The organism is Candidatus Cardinium hertigii, assembly GCF_003176915.1.
GTDB lineage: Bacteria > Bacteroidota > Bacteroidia > Cytophagales > Amoebophilaceae > Cardinium > Cardinium hertigii_A.
Genome location: NZ_CP029619.1, coordinates 152,931 through 172,770, shown reverse-complemented (window position 1 = coordinate 172,770; position 19,840 = coordinate 152,931). Strand labels below are relative to the sequence as shown.

Genomic DNA, 19,840 nt, shown 5'->3' with positions numbered 1-19,840 from the left:
AAGGCTATAAAGATAGGCAACTAGTTATATTATGCTATATCTCTCGCTAAAAGTAAAGCATAATAAACATATTGCCGTGTTAAAAATTTACTTCTGTTTGTTATAGGCCAATGCAAGCAAAGTGAAACGCATAAATACCAATACGGCTGCCGTACAGTAATCCAAAAGTTTGCCTAAACAATTATACATCATAGACATAAAAATTGAAGTATCTGTTTCTTCGGATCAGTATGAGATAATATATGCATTAGCGGGTTCCTTACAAGTAATATCTCAATAGAGCGCACAACCGCAAAGGTTATATGCACTATAGCAGCAGCATGTATACTATATAGCAGCAAGAAAAATTTAGTTCACCAGCTATGGAACAAACGTTATTAGGCTTTTCATAATAATTTGGCTAAAGAATAATGCACTATTATACTTTGTTAGATATATATATTTTGCTTAATAGATTTCAAGCATTAGTAAAGAAAGTAATCAACTCTTGAAAGATAAAGAATATTAGTAGAAATATATCTATATAAAATAGTTATATTTGGTATAAGGTCGTTTTTAATATAATATAAGCAGCAGTTGCAAAACTTTCTATCTTATGCCTTACAACTTACCCCCTTGTATGCAAGAGATAAGCTGTTTAGATGTAGTTGATATACTATTAGTTGCGTTATTGCTGTATATAGTATATAAGTTAATTGAAGGCAGTACAGCCATAAAAATTGCGTTAGGTTTTGGTATCATATATCTATGCTATAGGGTAGTTGAGGCGCTTAAGTTACGGTATCTAGGTATTATTTTTTCTAAATTTACAGGGTTAGCACCTCTCTTTTCTGTCATCCTATTTCAGCGGGAGATTCGTTATTTTTTATCCACTTTAGGTAAAGGTGCAGGGATTGGTAAAGGAATAGTTGCTCAGCTATTTCCATGGTTATTCCCTCAGAAAATTGAAATAGATGTAACCCCTGTTGTAAAGGCAGTACAAGTATTGGGGAGAGGAAATATTGGGGCGCTTATTGTTTTCACAAAAGATGCAGATCTTAGGTACTATGAGGCATCTGGTGATTTGATTGATGCCGTAGTATCTAGTCGGCTATTGATTGCTATTTTTAATAAAGAAAGTCCCTTGCATGATGGGGCAGTTATTATACATAACAATAAGATTGCAGCGGCACGTTGTATTTTACCTGTAACAGAAAATCCCAATGTAGCTTCTTATTTTGGGTTACGGCATAAAGCGGCGCTGGGGCTTACAGAAATAACAGATACCCTAGCAGTAGTTGTTTCGGAAGAATCTGGTCAGGTATCTATAGCTAGAAATGGAAAAATAGAAAGCAATTTATCTGTGCAAGAAATTAGGAGTACCATTAAGGATTATTTAAATAAGGAATGGCGTGGGTAAGCGGTTTTTTTACAGGCGTAAGCTATTAGAGCGTGCCTAGAAGTGGGAGCGCGTTATTATTGTTGGCATTTGGGCCTGGACTAGCAGGGCTGGGCGTTATATATAGACCATATATTAAAACATAAAAGATGCGGCAGATACAATTCAGGGAAGCATTGCGAGAGGCAATGATGGAAGAAATGCAGCGGGATGATGCCATTTTTTTAATGGGAGAGGAGGTAGCGGAATATGGTGGTGCCTACAAGGTCAGCCAAGGTATGTTAGGCCATTTTGGGCCAGAGCGTGTTATTGACACCCCTATCAGTGAGGGTGGTTTTGCTGGATTAGGGGTGGGAGCTGCTATGAATGGATTGCGTCCCATTATAGAATTTATGACGTTTAATTTCTCTTTAGTAGCCATTGATCAAATTGTAAATGGGGCAGCTAAGCTCTATGCTATGTCTGGTGGTCAGTACCATGTACCGATTGTATTCAGGGGACCTACTGGTAATGCAGGTAGGTTAGCCGCACAGCACTCCCAGAATTTTGAAAATTGGTATGCCAATTGTCCAGGGTTAAAAGTGGTAGTTCCCTCTAATCCTTATGATGCCAAGGGCTTGCTTAAAAGCGCTATTAGAGATGATGATCCTGTAGTATTTATGGAATCAGAATTGATGTATGGTGATATAGGGGCGGTTCCTTCAACGGAATACTTGTTGCCAATAGGTACTGCACATGTGCAGCAAACAGGGCGCGATGTAACGTTGGTTTCATTTGGCAAAATGGTAAAAGTAGCGCATGAAGCTGCACGAACTATGCAGGCAGAAGGGGTTTCTGTAGAGTTGATCGATTTGCGTAGTGTGCGGCCCCTAGATATCGCAACTATCGTACAATCTATAAAGCAAACCAATCGCCTGGTAATTGTAGAGGAAGCATGGCCGCTGGGCTCTATTGCTTCTGAAATAGCCTATCAGGTGCAGAAACAGGCTTTTGATTATTTAGATGCCCCTATTCAAAAGGTTACTAATTTAGATGTTCCTTTACCTTACGCACCTACTTTGGTAGAAGCGGTTTTGCCCAATGTGGCCAAAACAGTAGCTGCATTACAAACTGTTTTATATAGAAAAACATCACATTAAACCTTACACTATTCCCTTGTCCATTATTTACAGCTTATGGTTCATATGCATGCTGTTAAATCCGAACAACTTGCTAGGTTGTTACAGAAAGAGCTAGGAATGCTTTTCTTACAAGAAGCAGCTGCGCTATTGGGTCCTTCATTGGTTTCTGTTACGGCTGTAACGATGCGCAATGCAGACAGTAGCGCAAGGGTTTATTTGAGTGTTGCGCTGTATGAACAAAAAGCAGTTTTATTACAAAAAATTACGCGTCATAAAAATAGTATCCGCAAGCTATTGGCTAAAAGAATAGCGCATAAAATGCGTAGAGTTCCTGATCTAAAGTTTTATATTGACAATACGGTACGCCAAGGTGACCGTATTACCTCCTTAATTGACCAGCTCGACTTGTCTATGGATAACTAGGTGATGTGGTTCGTTCTATTGCTTCAGTAGGCGTCTTATGCAGAACATTCCCTATAATAATATAAGCCCTAATAAAAGATTTATGTCCCTAGTAATCAGGAGAATATAAATTGTATAGCATTGATAATGTGCTAATTATGCAAAAATATAAAACGAATAGCAGCATTGATTATTGTAGGTAAATTATTTATACTTCTTGTAAGCAATAGTTTATTATGTCTACTTTTTATCTAACTATAATTCATTCTATATTACATGCAGAAATCTAAAACAAACAATAACACCGATTATCATAAGCATAGGTTATTGATATTTTTTATACGGAATAGCCTATTATGGGTATTGGCTATTTTTTCAGTGTGTTGTACCCACCAGAGTACATACATTGGTGAGAAGCCTTTAATAAAGCGTATATTCGGTTGTAATACCAGGGAACAAGCTGAAGCAAGAGCGCAAGACAGGCATAAAGTCGAAAATAATAAAAGAGGGAGGGAAACTTTGAATCAGAAAAATTCTAGGTTAACAAATAGAATGACGAATAAAGTTCCCAACTTTACCGCTTATGTTTTTCCATTACCGGCTGATAGGCACAATAATTTTTACCATATAGAGCAGCAACCTGGGCAAATAGGCGTATCATCCTTTCAAAAGTTTCGTGAAGCATTAAAAGCATTTCGGGAAGAGCATGGAGCCATGTTACCGGAAATGCAAATTTTGATAGAAAAATTACAAGAAGTAAGAGAAGGCTTATGTGATATAAGTGAAGATAATGAGATGCTTTATGCTCAAATAGATCAAGTTACAAATATCTGTATTGAATATGAGCAAAATATAAATGCTAAAAATCAAATCATTAATGCGCAAAAGAAGGATTTTCAAGAGTTGGATGATTTATATCAAAAGGTTAAAGATTTGTATTTTAATTCAGATTATCAATTGTATAAATTAAAATCAGCGCTTGAGGAAAAGAGCAAATCTAGGCATGAGATAAAAGAAAAGTATGAGGAGCTGTACCAATTATATCAGGAGCAGGTAGAACAAATTGACCAGTATAAAAGAGACACCAAAAAGAAAGAGGGCCTTATCAGCAAATTAAAACAAGAGGTGCATAATTATGAAGAACGAGAAGAGGAAGCATATACCTGTCTGAAATCATGTTATGAAAAAATGCAAAGGGAAAAAGATCGATGCAATTCTATATTGGAAGAGCAAAGTGAAACAATAAGCAGGGTAAAAAAAAAGGAGGAAATAATAGAAAAAAGTATAAAAGAAATAAGAAGTATTATGGAAAGTAAGCGCTAGGTCGTATGCATCAAGGGGTGTTCCTGCTAAAAAATAGTGTTTTGGGTCACTTAATTAAAAGTCTACTTATGACTATCCCATTATAGATGGTGCAATAGGAAAATGGGGTTTAGTATTTTTTATAAAATTACTATAAATCAGTTTGTAAATTAAAAATATTTAAAATTCAGCATAAAATATTAAATACAAAACGCATACTTGTGCAATCTTATATAATTAATTATATATTGTTTTATAATATAATTAAACTATTCTGTGGAGCGTAAGTTGTAATCTGGATACTGGGTTGATCACCTTAACGCTACTCAAATTGAAAGAGATAATAAACAGGACAATAAGCTTTATGAACATGGCATTCAGTTGGCTAACCCGGAAGTAGAGTAACATATCTTGAAAACAGAAACGAAAGGCGGCTCAGGGTTTTGTAAATTTGATTTCTGGTATTTTTGGATAAATAATATGACATACAGATGATTTTGCATTAAAATTGCCATACATGCGTATATAGCCAGGTTTTCTTGAGGATAGGATAGCAGCTTTGCTTATTTACAGTGAACACTGCTATAACTTGGTGTTTCTATTATAGTAGTGTGCTTATGTGTGTATTTTTTTTTGTATATCAGTTTATTTTATTTGTAAAGATGAATGCTTTTCATTGGAAGTGAGTGGTGCTTAAAATTTTTGGCTGTTTTTTTATCTTATAATAATGGTTGAGGCATATTGTTTAAAACACAAAGTGAGCAGTGGGGGATTTTTTAATAACGGATTGGAGGAAGAGATACGGCGTAGCATTTCCTCCTTTCAGGTGTGTAGTGCATACGTATACGCCAGGTAACTATTCTGCTATATAAATAAATATATTTTTTACTATGGGAAATACATCCATTTTATTCATTTATAATTACGTTTGCGTTTGGTTTACTGCTTTAAGGATGAGAAGGCTTATCTGTTTTCTTTTTATAGGGATAGCTACACTCTCTTGTTCGCAGGCGGATAGGCAGTATGTTTGTAAGGTTCCTGATAGCATTAAGAAGTGTTTTTCTTTTTTTGGCATGGGGAAGAGAAGCAATATACATATAGATAATAAGGATAAGCGGATTTGGCTTCTTAAGTTTAAGCGAAGGGAATGTTTGGTAGACAAAGAGGCAGAGTGGGATCCAATAGAAGTGGGTATGGTAGTGGAAAAGAGTATAGCAGATTTTCATATGGATCGAAAGGGATACATGAATGAGGAGGTATGGGCAACCTTAACGCAAGAAGAGCGATTAAACATAGTACGTGCGGTTGTATATAGTGAGATAGAGGAAGCGTTTCGTATCAAATTCAGGAAATAACAGTCAAGTAACAACTAATAAAAATCCGGAATAGGGGAGCAGCGGTCCCTAACTTGTAGCTATAGGAATGGTTTTATCTAAAAACAAATAGCGAATAAGCTTAGGGTCGTATTAAGATAAGCTTTTAAGCTTAGCAACTGCTTGAAGATCCAGAAAAATCCATTTACCACGTGGTATGTTTTTTTTAGTAAGGTGGGCATATCCTATTCTGTCCAATTTTTGAATAGTATAACCAAAATGTTCAAAAATTCTTCGTACAATGCGGTTTTTGCCCATATGTAATGCTACGTTTAGTTGACGAGGGTTATCTACTGCTATGGTTAGTGTATCTACTTTAGTAAAGCCATCCTCTAATAGGATACCCTGTTGAATGCTATGGTAGTGATCAGCTTGTATCGCCCTATCCAATATTACATGGTAATATTTTTGCACTTGGCTGGAAGGGTGTGCCAGCTGTTGGGCCAGTGCCCCATCGTTGGTAAGTAAAAGCAAGCCCATTGTGTCATAATCTAATCGACCAACAGGATAAACCCGTTCAGCACAATAGCGCTTGCTGATGAGATCCACCACTGTCTTACGGCCTTCCGGATCTTGTAATGTGCTTACATAGCCCTTTGGCTTATTCAATAGTATATAGGTTGGCTTTGCCGCCTGTAAAATAGTACCCTTGTAGGCCACCACTGCAGAAAGCGTTATCTTTGTGCCTACTGTTCGTACGGGATGCCCATTTACGGTAATAGCACCTGATGCAATTAATCGATCAGCTGCTCTTCTAGCACATATCCCCGCATTACTGATAAATTTATTTAAACGTATAAGCGGGAGAGAACAAGCTGACATAAACAGTAAACTTCTTTCGATGTTCATAAATATAACCTTAAAGTTCGGTTATAAATTGTTTTTTTTGTTTGGGAAATCTTTAACTGTGTTACACGATGTTTAGTTCTAAAGAGGCCTAATAGTAAGTAAGGACCTGCTTTAAAACTATCCATCTAGGCTATTTAGGTGTTTTAGCTTTCGCATCTACTGCATACATAGTATGTGGGACTACCTTTAAACGTTCCTTTCCTATTGCTTTTCCCGTTAAAACACAAATGCCATAGGTTCCATTCTTAATGCGTTGAATCGCTGATTCAATCTGCTTTATGAACTTTTGTTGCCGTTCTGCTAGCTGACCTATATTTTCTGTTTCTATAACTTCTGCATTTTCCTCAAACAATCTACCAGGTGATTCAAGCCCTGCTTCTTGACGACTTAATGTCTTTTCCAATACCTGAAGTTCGTAATGTGCTTTATCTAGCTTTTCTAAAAGAATCTTTTCAAAGAATTTTAATTCTTCAGGTGAGTATATAGTTTCTTTCATAACTTTTTGTCTTTAGATGGTATCTAAATGTAAATAAGATAAGTTTTCCCTCTTTCTAGTTAATCCACTAATGCTACCCTCTTGGCTTTATAAGCTGTGCAATTACCCCTCAGCAGGCCGCTTGTTTATAGGGACACATTTCCATTAAAACCACTAGCACTTCTTAGTTGACATTAACCGTTTACCAATATAACATAGTAGCTTATTTTGATTTCTAGCCTTTATAGGAGTATAGGGCAAGTAGCCACGGAATAAACCCACATTATATTGTTTTTTAGCCATAGCCATACCTATTGACATACCTTATTTTGATCTTGGAAGCTTAGTGTATTTGGCTACTTATGTATTTGGCTCATCTTGCAATCTGTTGCGCATACGGTTAGGATACGAATAGCGAAGGATCCGTAGGTTTTTCCAATGCAATAAGCATTCTACCACAATGCTCACAATATACTATTTTATTTCGCTCATATATTTCTAATTTCTGTTGAGGCGGAATAACAATACAACATCCACCACACCCTCCTTTTCTAAGTGATACAACAGCTAGCTTATTTTGAACACTTTTTCTAATGCGTTCGTAGTTTAAATATAATAGTTCTTCTAGTTCCATTACAAGCACCTCTCTTTTTTGTTGCAACAAAGAGGATTCTGCTTCATTGGCTTGTAAAATCAAGGTAAGTTCTTGTTGCTTTGTAAGAATCTCCTTTTCTTTTGTTTGAAGAATCTTTTTTAATTCCTCTGTGTCAAGTGTTATTTGGTCTATTTTGCCATAAGCTGTGCGTAGAAATTTTTCTGCAAGCTGAATATCTAATTGTTGTAGTTCTAATTCTTTGGTGATAATATCATATTCTCTGTTATTGCGTACTTCCATTTGCTGGGATTCATACTGCTGAATCTTTTTTTCTACTTGTTTGGTAAATGCTTTCTTTTGTGCAATTTCCTCCTGCAGAGAAGATAAAAGTCCTTCGTTATTTACTATTTCTTTATAGAGCTTTTTTATATGCTCTTCTAATGCACGTACTTCTTCTGGTAGGCTACCTCCCAGCTTGATGATGTTATCAAGTTGTATATCCATTTCTTGAATTTGCAAAAGTTGTGCTAATTTGTCCGCAATATTGGTATCCATAGGTTAAGCGTTAATATGGTAAATAGGATTGGTAATGGTTTTACAGCATAATATTGCAATGTTATTAAATTCTTTTAACAATAAAGCAGCTATTAATTTTTTAATAGGGGAGCGAGCAGCAGCATAGCCTATGTCAATCAGTAATGTATTTCTATTATTTTCCAAAAATTGCGCATATTGTAAATCCGTTGTGATAAAAGCGTCTATTTGCTTATCTAATATGGTTTCTACTAACCAACTTCCTTCTCCTGCATAAATAGCCACTTTGTAAATGAGTTGATCCGTATAACTTGTATGCCTAAGATTGGGCAATGCAAGCTTAGTTTTAAGGTATTTAAGAAAATATTTAGCGGGTAAGGGGATAGGCAATAGACCTATACTACCAATTCCACTATCTTCCAGTGTTAATTCTATTTGCTCTAAGTAATAGGGAACCGTTGTATAAGGATGCGCTTGCCATAACATTTGTATACTCTTTTCTTTAGCATACATAGGTAGTGTAAACGTAAGTTGCTTTTCTTCTGTATGGTTTATATTCAGGTTGTTAGGCAAAATGGAATGCGTTACATCGCTCGTGTTAACAGCTGTACTACCTACTAACCTCGTTGGCTCATACGTGGCCAAAAGAGCACCTGCTTGATATAAAGCCGTTATGATCTTTTTTTCTGCGTAGGATGGTGCAAAAGTAGTAAGCTTATACATTTTTGTTTGCCACGGTAAAAGAGGCTGATTTTTCTGTAAGGCAAGGGCCTCTGCCATCTCATGGCTAGCGCCATTCCCTAAAGGATCTAGATTAGTGTAAAAAACGTAAATAGAAAGGTTATTTTTTATGGCCTTAATGGTACATCTGCCCTTGTAGTTCTCTGGCGTAATACAACTTAACGGTTGTAACATAAACGGTTGATACGTAATAAGTAAATTACAGGTTTGTTCCATAGCTTCCTCTAGTACGGCTTCCGTTATATCTAAGCAGATTAATACACCGGTAACTACGCTATGCAGATCCCCTACTATCAATCCAGATTTGATCAAGTGGCAAGGGCAATGCAACTGAATGATCTGCTCCAAGTAATTGACTATATCGGATACTACCACCATAGAACTATTGTAATGTAATCGGGACTCTTTTGTTGTCATATTGCTTTGTTGTATGCTAAAGAGTTAACACAAAATTAGCAAAACTAGTGCATAATAAGAAAATAATTTTGATTATACTTACACTATAAATATTCTTTTATTTTAACTATAATTTATAGCTGTGCTATCCATATGGTTGCATTTGTTGAGCTGGTTGTATGGTTTGGTAGTGGGGTTGCGTAATTTTCTTTACGATAAAAAAATTAAAACCAGTCGCTGTTATATAAAACCTCTGTTGGTTAATATAGGAAATCTTTCCGCAGGTGGTACGGGAAAAACACCTTTTGTGATTTATTTGGCTCAATTATTTGCTGAACAAAAAGTTGTGGCAGTATTAAGCAGAGGGTATAAGCGCAAATCCTCCGGATTTAGATTACTTAATGCGCACACAACCGCTGCTACAGCAGGCGATGAACCATGGCTGATATATCAAAAAACCAGACAAAACTTTAATATTGTGGTCGCCGTTTGTGAAAATAGAATACAAGGGATCGCACACATTACCTCCTATAGGCCAGATGTCGAAATAGTGCTTTTAGATGATGCTTTTCAATGTCGTTCCATAATACCTCATGTCAATATTTTACTTACTACTTTCCATCGGCCTTTTTTTACAGATCATTTGCTGCCATTAGGGCGGCTACGTGAGCCTCAAGCGGCTTCTAAACGTGCAGATATTATTATTGTAACCAAGTGCCCCTCTAATTTAACAAAAAAAAACATGACGGAGCTGCAAGGAACGCTACAAACATACGCTCCCAGTGCTATTTTCTTTACTTATATCCGCTATCATAAAGCGGTTAACATTTGGTCTCATCAACCAGTAAAAGTTCCTTCTACGCTGTTGCTGGTGACCGCTATTGCAGATCCATGGCCCCTATATAGCCATTTAAAAAGGGCTGGATACAATGTACTACATCTTGCTTTCCCAGACCACCATTGGTTTAAATATAAGGATATAGTACATATTATTAATAGGTTTCATGCCTTACAAGATGTAAATAAAGCTATCATTACCACAGAAAAAGATCGTGCTCGATTAATAAATCAACCTTGGACAGGGTTATTGACTGCTTTCCCTATACTTTATATTCCAATGGAGGTAGGATTTCTGCCATCGAACGGTCACAAAGAATGTATAACACAAATTGATACCCTGCTCTACAAGCCTGATAGGAGGGGGTCGAACGAATGAAACCATACATACAACTGCTAAGGATATTAGGTAAAAACAAAAAATGTATTATATTCTTTCTGTTAGGTAGACAAGGCGCACGTTATTTTTAGCTTTTTTACAATTACAAGTATATATTTTTAATTCTTTAGGAAGCTGTAATGGACATATCCAGTAATGTTACTTTTACCCTAAAAATAGGTTCTAAGGTCTTAGATAGCACCCGTTATCCCGTTGCATCTATTGCAGTGGATAAAAGGATCAATAGAATTCCTTATGCAAAAATTGTTTTGCAGGATGGCAGCATACAATCCAAGACTTTTGCCATAACCGACGAGGATAAGCAAATTTTTGAGGTAGGTGCTGCGGTAGTGATAGAGGCAGGCTACGATGGCAAATTAGCGCAACTATTTGAAGGCGTTATAGCCAAACTAGCGATACATGCCCAGGCGGCAGCTGGTACCACTTTTACAATAACTTGTCGAGATATTGCTTATAAGACAACGCTTACACCCAAGACCGTACACTTTGAAAAATGTAAGGATAGTGATTTTTTTAAGAAAATTTTGGGTAACTACAGTGGGTTAAGTAGCAAACTAGAAGCCACTGATGTAGTACATGAGTGCATTACACAGCATGAAATATCAGATTGGGATTTTATAAATCTTCGGGCAGAGGCCAATGGACAAATTGTAGTTGTACAAGATGGGACTATTTCGATTAAAAAACCTACAACCAGTGGAAGAGGCGTTTGCACTTATACGTATGGTGTTGATATCATTAATTTTAAAGCAGAGATAGATTCAAAAGATCAGTGGGAAGGGGCAGCGGTACGGGTTTGGGATAGTAGTCAGCAGCGCGTGATGAATGAAAAAGCAGAGGAACCTGGAGAGCAATCTATGGGTGCTATATCCTATAAAAAGCTAACAGCCGCTACGAAGCAGGGTCCTGCTATGCTATCCCACAGTGGTATGCTAACGCCTCCTGAAATAAAAAAATTAGCTACTAGTTTATTAAATCGAAGAAGAATAGCTAAAATAAAAGGCAACCTTACTGTTAAGGGCAATGCTAAGTTAGTACATGATCATCTTATAACCATTGACAAAGGTGCTAAAAACTTTTCAGGGGATGCCTATGTATCTGGTGTACAGCATAGGTTATCAAGCGGTATATGGGAAACCACCTTAACGTTAGGGTTAGATGCGCAGCGCTACATGCTTCAGTATCACGATATTGGAGTTCTTCCTGCGGCAGGAATGATGGCGCCCATACATGGTTTACAGCTTGGGATCGTCAAGCAGATTACGCAAGATCCTCAAAAAAACAATCGAATTCTGGTCCATTTGCCATTGATACAAGATAAACCGCAAGAGGGCATCTGGTGCCGTTTAGCCTCATTTTATGCTACGAAACAAGCCGGTTCTTTTATTATGCCAGAACTAGAAGATGAAGTAGTAGTAGGATTTATGAATGATGATATTCGTTTCCCCATTATTTTAGGGTCCCTCTACAATGGGAAGCATATCCCCCCTAAGATGATTGATGATAAAAATCTTTTTAAATCTTTTGTTTCTAGGGAAAAATTAGAGTTTACCTTTCATGATGATCCAGAAGGTCCTGAAATTATAATCAAGACAGCTACAGGAGGGCTTATTCAGCTATCCGATAAAAACAAAAGTATTGAGATCATAGATCAAAATAGTAATAAAATTGTTTTAGGTACAGGTGGGGTTGCTATAACCAGTAGCAAAGATATTCATTTAAATGCACAGGGAAATATTTCGATTCAATCAGGGAAAGATGTTGTCCTAGAGGGAATGCAAAATGTAAATATAAAAAGTATGAATATCAACGCACAAGCTTCTATGAAGGCTATTTTAAATGGAAACGCTAGTACAGAAGTTAAATCTGGTATGGCAACCATTATAAAAGGGACCACGGTGCTTATTAATTAACCAATGAATGGATATATATTCCTAACCTATATGTTTATCACTAACTTAATATGCTATTATTATGCCACCTGCAGCCGTATTGCTAAATAAGCACATTTGTCCTATGGTTACGCCAGCGGTTCCGGCCGTTCCCCATGCCACGGGTGGTATGGTTATGTTGGGTTGTCCAACCGTTCTAATAGGTTCTTTCCCCGCAGCTAGGATGGGCGATACGTTACTTTGTAATGGGCCGCCTCCTCATCCAGATACGATTGTTAAAGGGTCTGCGACAGTGCTCATAGGTAAAAAGCCAGCAGCACGTTTAGGAGATTCAACAGGTATGGGTGGTATGCTTGTGCAAGGGTGCCCGACAGTTATGATTGGGGGTTGAGTAGGGAGGTATAACCCATAAGGTTTCCAAAAGCTGGCTAAGCCATCAGGTTGTGTTAGAGCGCAAGAGCCTGAAGATGTTCTTATGCTGTCTAATCATGATGTGTACGTTCAACATGGCTCATCAGCTATGGATGTTTCTATTCCCTCTATCCCTAGACATCCTAAAGGCAAAAAAGCTATGACCTGCATAAAGATGACACTATAACCGTATCCGAGCGTTATCAAAAAGGCGTAGATCCAGAAAGCAAATTGGTCCAAAAAAGGGCATACGCTTTGCTATGGCTATAAGCGACTTCTCCTAGTGGAAAGTAAAGAAGGATTGGTTCTAACAGTCAGTACAACAAAAGCCTCTAGCCATGATAGTAGTCCTTTACAGGTTTTATTGGCTAAAGTAGCCCCTGCAACCTCCCCTTATCCCCTACAGATAAACGGTTTAATACATTGGTAGCAACAAAAACACGTTATAAGGTAGAACGTGTCTTTGGAAGCATTAAAAGTTGATTCCGTAGTTCAGGCCCGTTATATAGGCCTTGCTAAAATCCATACACAACATCTTATGGAAGCAATAGCCTACAACCAACTTATAGAGCTCTCCAAACTTTATAGGAAGAGCTACTTAGGGAGATGGTCTATCCAAAATGGATTAAAAAATCTAAAAATCAATAAATAATAATACTCCCTAGCTCTATAACGTCAAAAATCAAACCTAATAAGCATAGAAACATAGAAAAAATTATTCTATCGATCTATCACAACGGCCTCGTAACGTTTATTAAATTTTTCTTAAAATGTAACTTTAATATATTATTTGTGGTTATGCCAAATGTCTAATATAGAAAAGTTCTATCCATGAAGATGAAACTAATTATTCCTATTTATATTGTATTAAGTGAGGTTGGATCGATAGTACAAAAAAAAACGAGAGTAAAGGAGAGAGTAGATCTTACAAAATATTCCTTCTTCCTTGTTTTAAGGAACGCTTGTTTTGTATAGGAAGGGGTGATCTATTTTGAAAGATGAAAAGTATAATTATATTTTAGTATAGTAAGTAAAAAACACAAACTAACATGGAAGAAAATTATGCTTTAAATGTAGGATGGAAGTTTCCACCTTTTTTTAACTACCACAGTAATGCAGTAGAAATGGTAAGAGGGTTACGTGCTATTAAGGAGAGTTTAATGATTTTAATGCGCACGAGGGTAGGGGAGCGTATTATGGAAGACGATTATGGCTGTGATCTTACGCCATTGGCTTTTCAACCATTGGATCTTAACCTAGAAACGTTCATGGTAAACAACATTAAGCAAGCCATTGCAGACCATGAGCCAAGAGTAGAAGTATACCAGGTACAGTTAACCACACCAACTGATGGAGAGGGAGTTATTGCTATGCATATACGTTATAAAGTTAGGAAATGGGGTATAGAAGATATGCTCCAATATGTTTACCAGCCATAGTGCAAGTGCAGCAGCATAACGTTTTTCCCTTTCCATGCGTAGTCTGCAGAGGGCTTTACCTATTCCTAGAGATCAATAAAACAAAAGCAGATTATGACAGATACCCCATTAGAATTTGATTATTCTTTTCTAAAAGCGCAGGGCATAGCCTATATTCAACAATTAGCAGGGAAAAAGTGGACCGACTATGGAAATCATGATCCGGGCATAACTATTTTGGAAGTGCTTGCTTTTGCCGTAATGGATTTACAGTATAGAACAAACTTCTACATAGAAGACCTATGGGCTAATGATCCGGATGCTATAGAAAAACCTAATGAAAAACAGTTTTATAGGGCGGAGGAAATCTTACCTTCTCATCCGCTCACACGCTGGGATTTTTTAAAAATTGTATTAGACGTACCAGGGGTAAAAAATGCCAATATTTGTTTAAGTGATGCCCCTCATGACATCAAAGGAGGGTACAAAGTCTTTGTAGAGCTAGAGGAACGTATAAAGCATAGTGCGCATGAAACAAAGGTTTTGGAATTGGTTAAGGAGCGATTATATATAAAAAGGAATTTATGCGAAGACTTTTTCCTCATTGAAGCAATGAAACCAATTTCTATTAGCGTTAAAGCCTCCTTTGAGGTAAACAATTGTTTGGGGTATGAGGAGGGAGAAGCCATTATAGCTCAGCTCTTATATGAATTCCAGGAGTTTCTTTCACCGCGTATCACTTTCTACAGCATTAGCCAACTATTAGAGAAGGGTAAAACCATAGATCAGATCTTTACTGGACCACTTTTAACGCAAGGATTTATAGATGAGGCAGAACTTATTGAACTAAAAAGTAGGTCTAGTATTTATGTAGTTGAATTGCTAGAAAAAGCTATTAAGGTAGCTGGCATTAAGCGGGTATTACATTTTGAACTTTTTGTAGAATCTGAAGAAGGGCATTTCAGTAGTATTAATGTTCCTATTTTACCAGATAGTTTCTTAACGCTTAATAGGGCTGAAAGCAACATCATGCTTTCCTATAATGAGCTCCCTATCCCTATCAATGCGCAAAAAGTAGCTACCCTTTTAGAAGATAGGAAAGGAAGAGGTACCTTAACTAAGGCCTACCTTCAAGAGGAAGAATTATTTGTTTTAGAAGGTACATATAGACATCTAGAAGATTATGTTTCCATACAGCAGGATTTTCCTTTGCTTTATAATGTTGGGCATGAAGGATGTGCCCCTTCTGAGCCACCGGAAAATCACGCCAAAGCAAAACAGCTGAAAAGCTATTTGCTGTTTTTTGACCAGCTTTTTGCTAATTATTTGGGGCAGTTGTCCAATGTCAAGCATACCATGGCTATTTATAGTGACGCATGGAACAAGCCAGCTGGCCGTTTGCCTTTGGATGTTCCGTGTATGGATGACATTATTAAGCAGCTAGAAAGTGATCCAAGCAATGATCTTGAGTTTATAGTACAAAAAAAATATTTAGATCTTAAACATCCATTAACCGCTATTGATCGCAAACAAGCAATTGATTCAACTGGTTATGTTGATTATATAAATAATATATTAGAAAGCAATATCCGCAGCCTGGAAAAGCGGTCTAGGATGCTAGACCATTTATTGGCCTATTTTGCAGAGCGTTTTACCATTTATTCCTTACATCTGTACCCTAAAAATGAAGAGAAGCGTCTGGAATACCTTAATCTCAATAAAACGCTCTTTTTAAAAGATTACATTGAAATCAGTAGAGACAGAGGGAGAGCTGCCTATAGTAAGGAAACAGGAGAGGGAGGCATGCAGCACGTATCTTCTGGTTTTAAGCAACGTATTTACCGAAATTTAGGCATCGAAGATGTAACGGATCGGATTTTTCATCAAATTATTAAGCGTAATATGTATTTAGAGAAAAAACCGGCCCATGATACGAATTTGGATATTTTCTTAGGAAAAAGCTATCAAACGGATTATTCGGATCTCTTTATATTCCAGGGTAAATATGCAAACATGCGTTCATTGGTGATGCTTTATGGTATCAACGAAGCATACTACCATATTCTTAAAAAGGATAATGCTTACAGCATACTGCTTTACATTGATAAAGTCAAGCAAAATACCGTTGAATTGATTACGGACAAAGGCGCTGTAAGTAGCTTAACGCAAGCGGAGCATATGGTACAAAAGAGCCTTACTTTATTCAGATCTTTAAACGACCAATGCGAGGGATTTCATCTTATTGAGCACATTTTACTGAGGTCAAGTGATACGTTAGAGGAAGTAAATGACCCTTATTCATTTAGGATGACTTTAGTTTTTCCTGCATGGCCTGCTCGGTTTCAACAAGTTTCTTTTAGGCATGTAGTAGAAGAAATGGTTATGACCGAAAGTCCAGCTCATCTATTTATTACTGTTTTATGGTTATCCTTTGAAGATATGGAAGCTTTTGAACAAAGGTACCAAACATGGCTACAACTTAAAGCAAATGCTACGGCTAGCAAAAGGGAAATAGATAGCGCAGCCAAGGCATTAATGGATTGTATTGCATCATTCAGTAGTCAGCTTAACGCTGCTTGTGCATCTTCTTAATACAATACACAATACCCCTTTAGCGTTACCTACCTATTGTAATAAGGCAATAGTTTCTATCTTTTTTTTAAAATATCTGGCTACGCTGACCTAAGAAATAAAGCATTATAACGCAACCAGCACTTTTGTTTTTGGTATTGTAATTGCTAAAGTCTATCAATAGGCCCTGTAGCTACTTTACATAGCTATGCGCTACATAGCTTTTAGATTAGAAGTGTAGTGCATATAGTAAGCTAATGGGAGCATGGAATGGACTAGATTTGGTAATTATTGCGTATAATCTAAAACGAAGAAAGCGTATTTGAGTAGTTATTTGATTAAATAGTTAAAAAATACTTTATATTTATAGGGTGGTTTAGTTGTATTTTTTATTTTAGAGTTTTTTCAAATAAAACGCACTATGCGAGGCGAACAATCCTTGATTAACCGGCTGTTGCATTATTTTTTTAGGGGAGTATTGTTATTCATCCCATTAGGGGGAACGCTCTATTTTATTTCGCTTGTTTTACGCAAGATAGATGGTATAGCTAACTTTAGCTCTATTCCAGGGCTAGGTATGCTTATTATCATTGTAGTACTGACTTTATTAGGGTATGTAGGTACGGCTTTATTGGTAAAGTCTGCCTTTAGCTTTACAGAGGCGCTAATTCAAAAAGTTCCATTTATTCGTGTACTGTATGCTTCCTTAAAGGATCTTACGACTGCTTTTGTAAACAGCAGTAGCAAAGGCAAGTTTGATCGACCTGTTATGGTATTAATGGATCGATCCATGCAAATCTATAGAATAGGTTTTATTACAAAGTCTTCTTTAGAAGTGCTTGCCATGCCCGATTATATAGCCGTTTACTTTCCTAATTCTTATGATTTGAGTGGTCTGCTTCTTATGTTACCACCTACCTTGGTTACGCCTTTGGATTTACCAAGTGCAGAAGTGATGCGGTTTATCCTATCTGGGGGAATTGCTACTTTCGAAAAAGAGAAGCCTACTAATTCTACAAAAGATAATGACTCAGAGCAAAAGAATTGTAATGAGTAGCCAATGCGTGCGCAACGTTGCCTAGCGGAGGTAATGTATAGCTACGTGGTATATGAAAAACTATTGGTATATTTGTTGCGATGATTAAGTGAATCCGCAGAGAGCGTAAGCACTTACAAGTTTTAAACCTATAGAGTAGAACCAATGGATTATTGTTTGTGGTAATATTACTTTTTTTGCTATCAGGGTATAGGGGTAGGATCTAACAGGTAGCTGCCTACTTATTGGGAGGGTTGGCAGAGTGGTTGAATGCAACGGTCTTGAAAACCGTCGTGCCTTAACGGTACCGAGGGTTCGAATCCCTCACCCTCCTCATAATAACTGTTTTACGTTTCCTATTTTTTCCTAATTTACGATCTGGATTTTAACGCGATTGGATAGTATGTAAAAAAGTAGCGATATTGTGATGAAATTAGCTATACTCGGTGGGGGTGAAAGTGGTACAGGTGCTGCACTTTTAGCCCAAAAAAAAGGATGGAATGTTTTTGTTTCAGATAGCATTCGTATAGCTACGGTTTATAAAAAGATGCTCATTGAGCATAGGATTCCTTATGAAGAAGGCTTCCATACGCTAGCAAAGATAGCAGATGCCGATGAAGTAGTTAAAAGTCCCGGTATTCCTAATCAATCGCTTATCATTCAACAATTAAAAAAACGTTTCATCCCCATTATAGATGAAATAGAATTTGCTGCACGCTATGCAAAAGGCAAAATCATAGCGGTTACAGGTTCAAATGGAAAAAGCACTACTACGTATTTGATCTATCATTTGCTAAAAGAGGCTGGTTATCAAGTGGCGGTAGTAGGTAATGTAGGGCATAGCTTTGCAATATGCCTTACGGAAATGGATTACCATTATTACGTAATAGAGCTATCTAGTTTTCAACTAGAGCATATGCAACAATTCAAAGCAGCTATTGCCTGCCTATTAAATATTACACCTGACCATTTAGATCGCTATGATTATTCTATGGAGGCCTATGTAAAAGCCAAATTGAATATCATACGCAATATGACAGCAGCTGATCATTTCATCTATCCTAAGGAGGACCCTTTTCTACAGCATTACCTCCCTCCCTCATACAAAGTAGCCCCGCAATGCTACCCTATTGCACCTATACAACCTGCTGTACGCTCTGGCAACCAGCAGGCATGGTATTTTGCTGTCCAAAATCATGTTTTTACCATTGATCGCCATCTACTTCCTTTACAAGGAATTCATAATCAGTATAATGCTACAGTAGCCATTACAGCAGCGTTACTGTCGGGGGTTACTCCAGACCGCATTGTTACCGCGTTGCCTACTTTTCGTGGGTTACCCCATCGTTTAGAATGGTGCGGGGCTCCACGAGGGGTGGACTGCTATAATGATTCCAAAGCTACGAATGTTGCCTCTACTATGGTAGCCTTACATAGTTTCTATAGTCCTGTTATTTGGATAGCAGGTGGACAGGACAAAGGTAATGATTATACGGCATTGTTGCCGCTTGTGCAAGAAAAAGTAAAGGCCATTATCTGTTTAGGTAAAGATAACCGATTGTTGTTTCATGCCTTGCGTTCCTTAGCAATACCCATCTATGAAACAAAGCAAATAGCCGAGGCCTTGCGGATTGCACTTTCTGTAGCACTACCTGGGGAAGTAATTCTTTTATCGCCTGCTTGTGCTAGTTTTGATTTGTTTAAAAATTTCGAGGAGCGGGGAAATCAGTTTAAGGAAAGTGTAAGAGAAATAGCAGCTATGCTGTAGCGTTTAGGCTAGCGTCTGAGTTATCAGGATGCCTTATTCATTAGGATGCCGTGTTTTTTTACATACCATTGTGTCTTTATAGGAAGAAGTCCATAGGGTATAACCTCCTTTTACACACCTAACTATTTTAGGCCTTAGTGGTAGCTTATTATATAAGCTTTAATCGGAATAATTGTTGGCATAGCTCCTATGTGTATAACATGGGAGCCATAGATTTTATCCTATGAAACCCATTATATCCAAGCAAGAAGTAAGAAGAAAAATGCATGCAATACAAATACAAATGTCCCTCTAAATTAGTAAGGAATAATCTATAAATAAAGACAGTTTAAGCACTAAGT

General features: G+C 37.2%; 16 protein-coding genes, 1 tRNA gene and 1 pseudogene. 14 read left to right on the top strand and 4 right to left on the bottom strand.

The features are described from left to right. Positions 1–595 precede the first annotated feature (595 nt). The 5 genes from DK880_RS00740 (at position 596) to DK880_RS00720 (ending at position 5,558) form a co-directional block, all read left to right on the top strand. Complete coding sequence (locus DK880_RS00740; protein ID WP_109996943.1) at positions 596–1,399, top strand: diadenylate cyclase; 804 nt, start codon at positions 596–598, stop codon at positions 1,397–1,399. Between the two features lie 128 nt (positions 1,400–1,527). Next, the gene (locus DK880_RS00735; RefSeq protein ID WP_109996942.1) at positions 1,528–2,517 is read left to right on the top strand and encodes a pyruvate dehydrogenase complex E1 component subunit beta; all 990 of its coding nucleotides are present in this window, start codon (positions 1,528–1,530) and stop codon (positions 2,515–2,517) included. A gap of 36 nt (positions 2,518–2,553) precedes the next feature. Further along, positions 2,554–2,922, top strand: a complete 369-nt coding sequence (locus tag DK880_RS00730) for a ribosome-binding factor A (RefSeq protein WP_109996941.1) — start codon at positions 2,554–2,556, stop codon at positions 2,920–2,922. 306 nt (positions 2,923–3,228) lie between these two features. After that, positions 3,229–4,224: a coiled-coil domain-containing 22 family protein gene (locus tag DK880_RS00725; protein ID WP_162534061.1), complete on the top strand. Its 996-nt coding sequence runs from the start codon at positions 3,229–3,231 to the stop codon at positions 4,222–4,224. An 869-nt stretch (positions 4,225–5,093) separates the two neighbouring features. Then, complete coding sequence (locus tag DK880_RS00720) at positions 5,094–5,558, top strand: hypothetical protein (RefSeq protein ID WP_109996939.1); 465 nt, start codon at positions 5,094–5,096, stop codon at positions 5,556–5,558. Between the two features lie 111 nt (positions 5,559–5,669). Here DK880_RS00720 and DK880_RS00715 read toward each other — a convergent pair whose 3' ends face one another. The 4 genes from DK880_RS00715 to DK880_RS00700 all read right to left on the bottom strand — a co-directional run bounded on the left by DK880_RS00715 (position 5,670) and on the right by DK880_RS00700 (position 9,187). Next, a complete protein-coding gene (locus DK880_RS00715; protein ID WP_239302528.1) occupies positions 5,670–6,425 on the bottom strand; it encodes a pseudouridine synthase in 756 nt (251 codons plus the stop codon). A gap of 130 nt (positions 6,426–6,555) precedes the next feature. Continuing rightward, positions 6,556–6,921 (bottom strand): TraR/DksA family transcriptional regulator, encoded by a 366-nt coding sequence (locus tag DK880_RS00710; RefSeq protein ID WP_109996938.1) that lies wholly within the window; start codon positions 6,919–6,921, stop codon positions 6,556–6,558. Between the two features lie 379 nt (positions 6,922–7,300). Continuing rightward, a complete protein-coding gene (locus tag DK880_RS00705; RefSeq protein ID WP_109996937.1) occupies positions 7,301–8,050 on the bottom strand; it encodes a zinc ribbon domain-containing protein in 750 nt (249 codons plus the stop codon). Positions 8,051–8,053: 3 nt separating this feature from the next. Next, on the bottom strand, positions 8,054–9,187 hold the full coding sequence (locus DK880_RS00700; protein WP_109996936.1) for a Nif3-like dinuclear metal center hexameric protein: 1,134 nt from the start codon (positions 9,185–9,187) through the stop codon (positions 8,054–8,056). 121 nt (positions 9,188–9,308) lie between these two features. Between DK880_RS00700 and lpxK the strand changes: the two genes are divergently transcribed. From lpxK to murD, 9 genes and pseudogenes are all read left to right on the top strand, one after another. Further along, positions 9,309–10,382: a tetraacyldisaccharide 4'-kinase gene (gene lpxK / locus DK880_RS00695; RefSeq protein WP_162534059.1), complete on the top strand. Its 1,074-nt coding sequence runs from the start codon at positions 9,309–9,311 to the stop codon at positions 10,380–10,382. A gap of 140 nt (positions 10,383–10,522) precedes the next feature. Further along, a complete protein-coding gene (vgrG, locus tag DK880_RS00690; RefSeq protein WP_109996934.1) occupies positions 10,523–12,316 on the top strand; it encodes a type VI secretion system tip protein VgrG in 1,794 nt (597 codons plus the stop codon). Positions 12,317–12,377: 61 nt separating this feature from the next. Beyond that, positions 12,378–12,686, top strand: a complete 309-nt coding sequence (locus tag DK880_RS00685) for a PAAR domain-containing protein (RefSeq protein ID WP_109996933.1) — start codon at positions 12,378–12,380, stop codon at positions 12,684–12,686. Between the two features lie 87 nt (positions 12,687–12,773). Beyond that, positions 12,774–13,358: pseudogene (locus DK880_RS05500) on the top strand (transposase); the annotation flags it as partial. A gap of 397 nt (positions 13,359–13,755) precedes the next feature. After that, positions 13,756–14,145, top strand: coding sequence for a GPW/gp25 family protein (locus tag DK880_RS00670; RefSeq protein WP_109996930.1), 390 nt, complete (start codon positions 13,756–13,758; stop codon positions 14,143–14,145). A gap of 93 nt (positions 14,146–14,238) precedes the next feature. After that, positions 14,239–16,716, top strand: a complete 2,478-nt coding sequence (locus DK880_RS00665) for a hypothetical protein (protein WP_109996929.1) — start codon at positions 14,239–14,241, stop codon at positions 16,714–16,716. Positions 16,717–17,116: 400 nt separating this feature from the next. Next, the gene (locus DK880_RS00660) at positions 17,117–17,752 is read left to right on the top strand and encodes a DUF502 domain-containing protein (protein ID WP_109996928.1); all 636 of its coding nucleotides are present in this window, start codon (positions 17,117–17,119) and stop codon (positions 17,750–17,752) included. 227 nt (positions 17,753–17,979) lie between these two features. Next, positions 17,980–18,065, top strand: a tRNA-Ser gene (locus DK880_RS00655). A 93-nt stretch (positions 18,066–18,158) separates the two neighbouring features. Continuing rightward, positions 18,159–19,499 carry a UDP-N-acetylmuramoyl-L-alanine--D-glutamate ligase gene (gene murD / locus DK880_RS00650; protein WP_109996927.1) on the top strand — a complete coding sequence of 447 codons (1,341 nt, stop codon included), beginning with the start codon at positions 18,159–18,161 and terminating at the stop codon, positions 19,497–19,499. Positions 19,500–19,840 lie beyond the last annotated feature (341 nt).

Excerpts from the sequence above, each read along its gene's own strand:
- DK880_RS00740 (WP_109996943.1), top strand. The coding sequence starts at position 596 with ATGCCTTACAACTTACCCCCTTGTATGCAAGAGATAAGCTGTTTAGAT.
- DK880_RS00735 (WP_109996942.1), top strand. The coding sequence starts at position 1,528 with ATGCGGCAGATACAATTCAGGGAAGCATTGCGAGAGGCAATGATGGAA.
- DK880_RS00730 (WP_109996941.1), top strand. The coding sequence starts at position 2,554 with ATGGTTCATATGCATGCTGTTAAATCCGAACAACTTGCTAGGTTGTTA.
- DK880_RS00720 (WP_109996939.1), top strand. The coding sequence starts at position 5,094 with ATGGGAAATACATCCATTTTATTCATTTATAATTACGTTTGCGTTTGG.
- DK880_RS00715 (WP_239302528.1), bottom strand. The coding sequence starts at position 6,425 with ATGAACATCGAAAGAAGTTTACTGTTTATGTCAGCTTGTTCTCTCCCG.
- DK880_RS00710 (WP_109996938.1), bottom strand. The coding sequence starts at position 6,921 with ATGAAAGAAACTATATACTCACCTGAAGAATTAAAATTCTTTGAAAAG.
- DK880_RS00705 (WP_109996937.1), bottom strand. The coding sequence starts at position 8,050 with ATGGATACCAATATTGCGGACAAATTAGCACAACTTTTGCAAATTCAA.
- DK880_RS00700 (WP_109996936.1), bottom strand. The coding sequence starts at position 9,187 with ATGACAACAAAAGAGTCCCGATTACATTACAATAGTTCTATGGTGGTA.
- vgrG (WP_109996934.1), top strand. The coding sequence starts at position 10,523 with ATGGACATATCCAGTAATGTTACTTTTACCCTAAAAATAGGTTCTAAG.
- DK880_RS00685 (WP_109996933.1), top strand. The coding sequence starts at position 12,378 with ATGCCACCTGCAGCCGTATTGCTAAATAAGCACATTTGTCCTATGGTT.
- DK880_RS00670 (WP_109996930.1), top strand. The coding sequence starts at position 13,756 with ATGGAAGAAAATTATGCTTTAAATGTAGGATGGAAGTTTCCACCTTTT.
- DK880_RS00665 (WP_109996929.1), top strand. The coding sequence starts at position 14,239 with ATGACAGATACCCCATTAGAATTTGATTATTCTTTTCTAAAAGCGCAG.
- DK880_RS00660 (WP_109996928.1), top strand. The coding sequence starts at position 17,117 with ATGCGAGGCGAACAATCCTTGATTAACCGGCTGTTGCATTATTTTTTT.
- murD (WP_109996927.1), top strand. The coding sequence starts at position 18,159 with ATGAAATTAGCTATACTCGGTGGGGGTGAAAGTGGTACAGGTGCTGCA.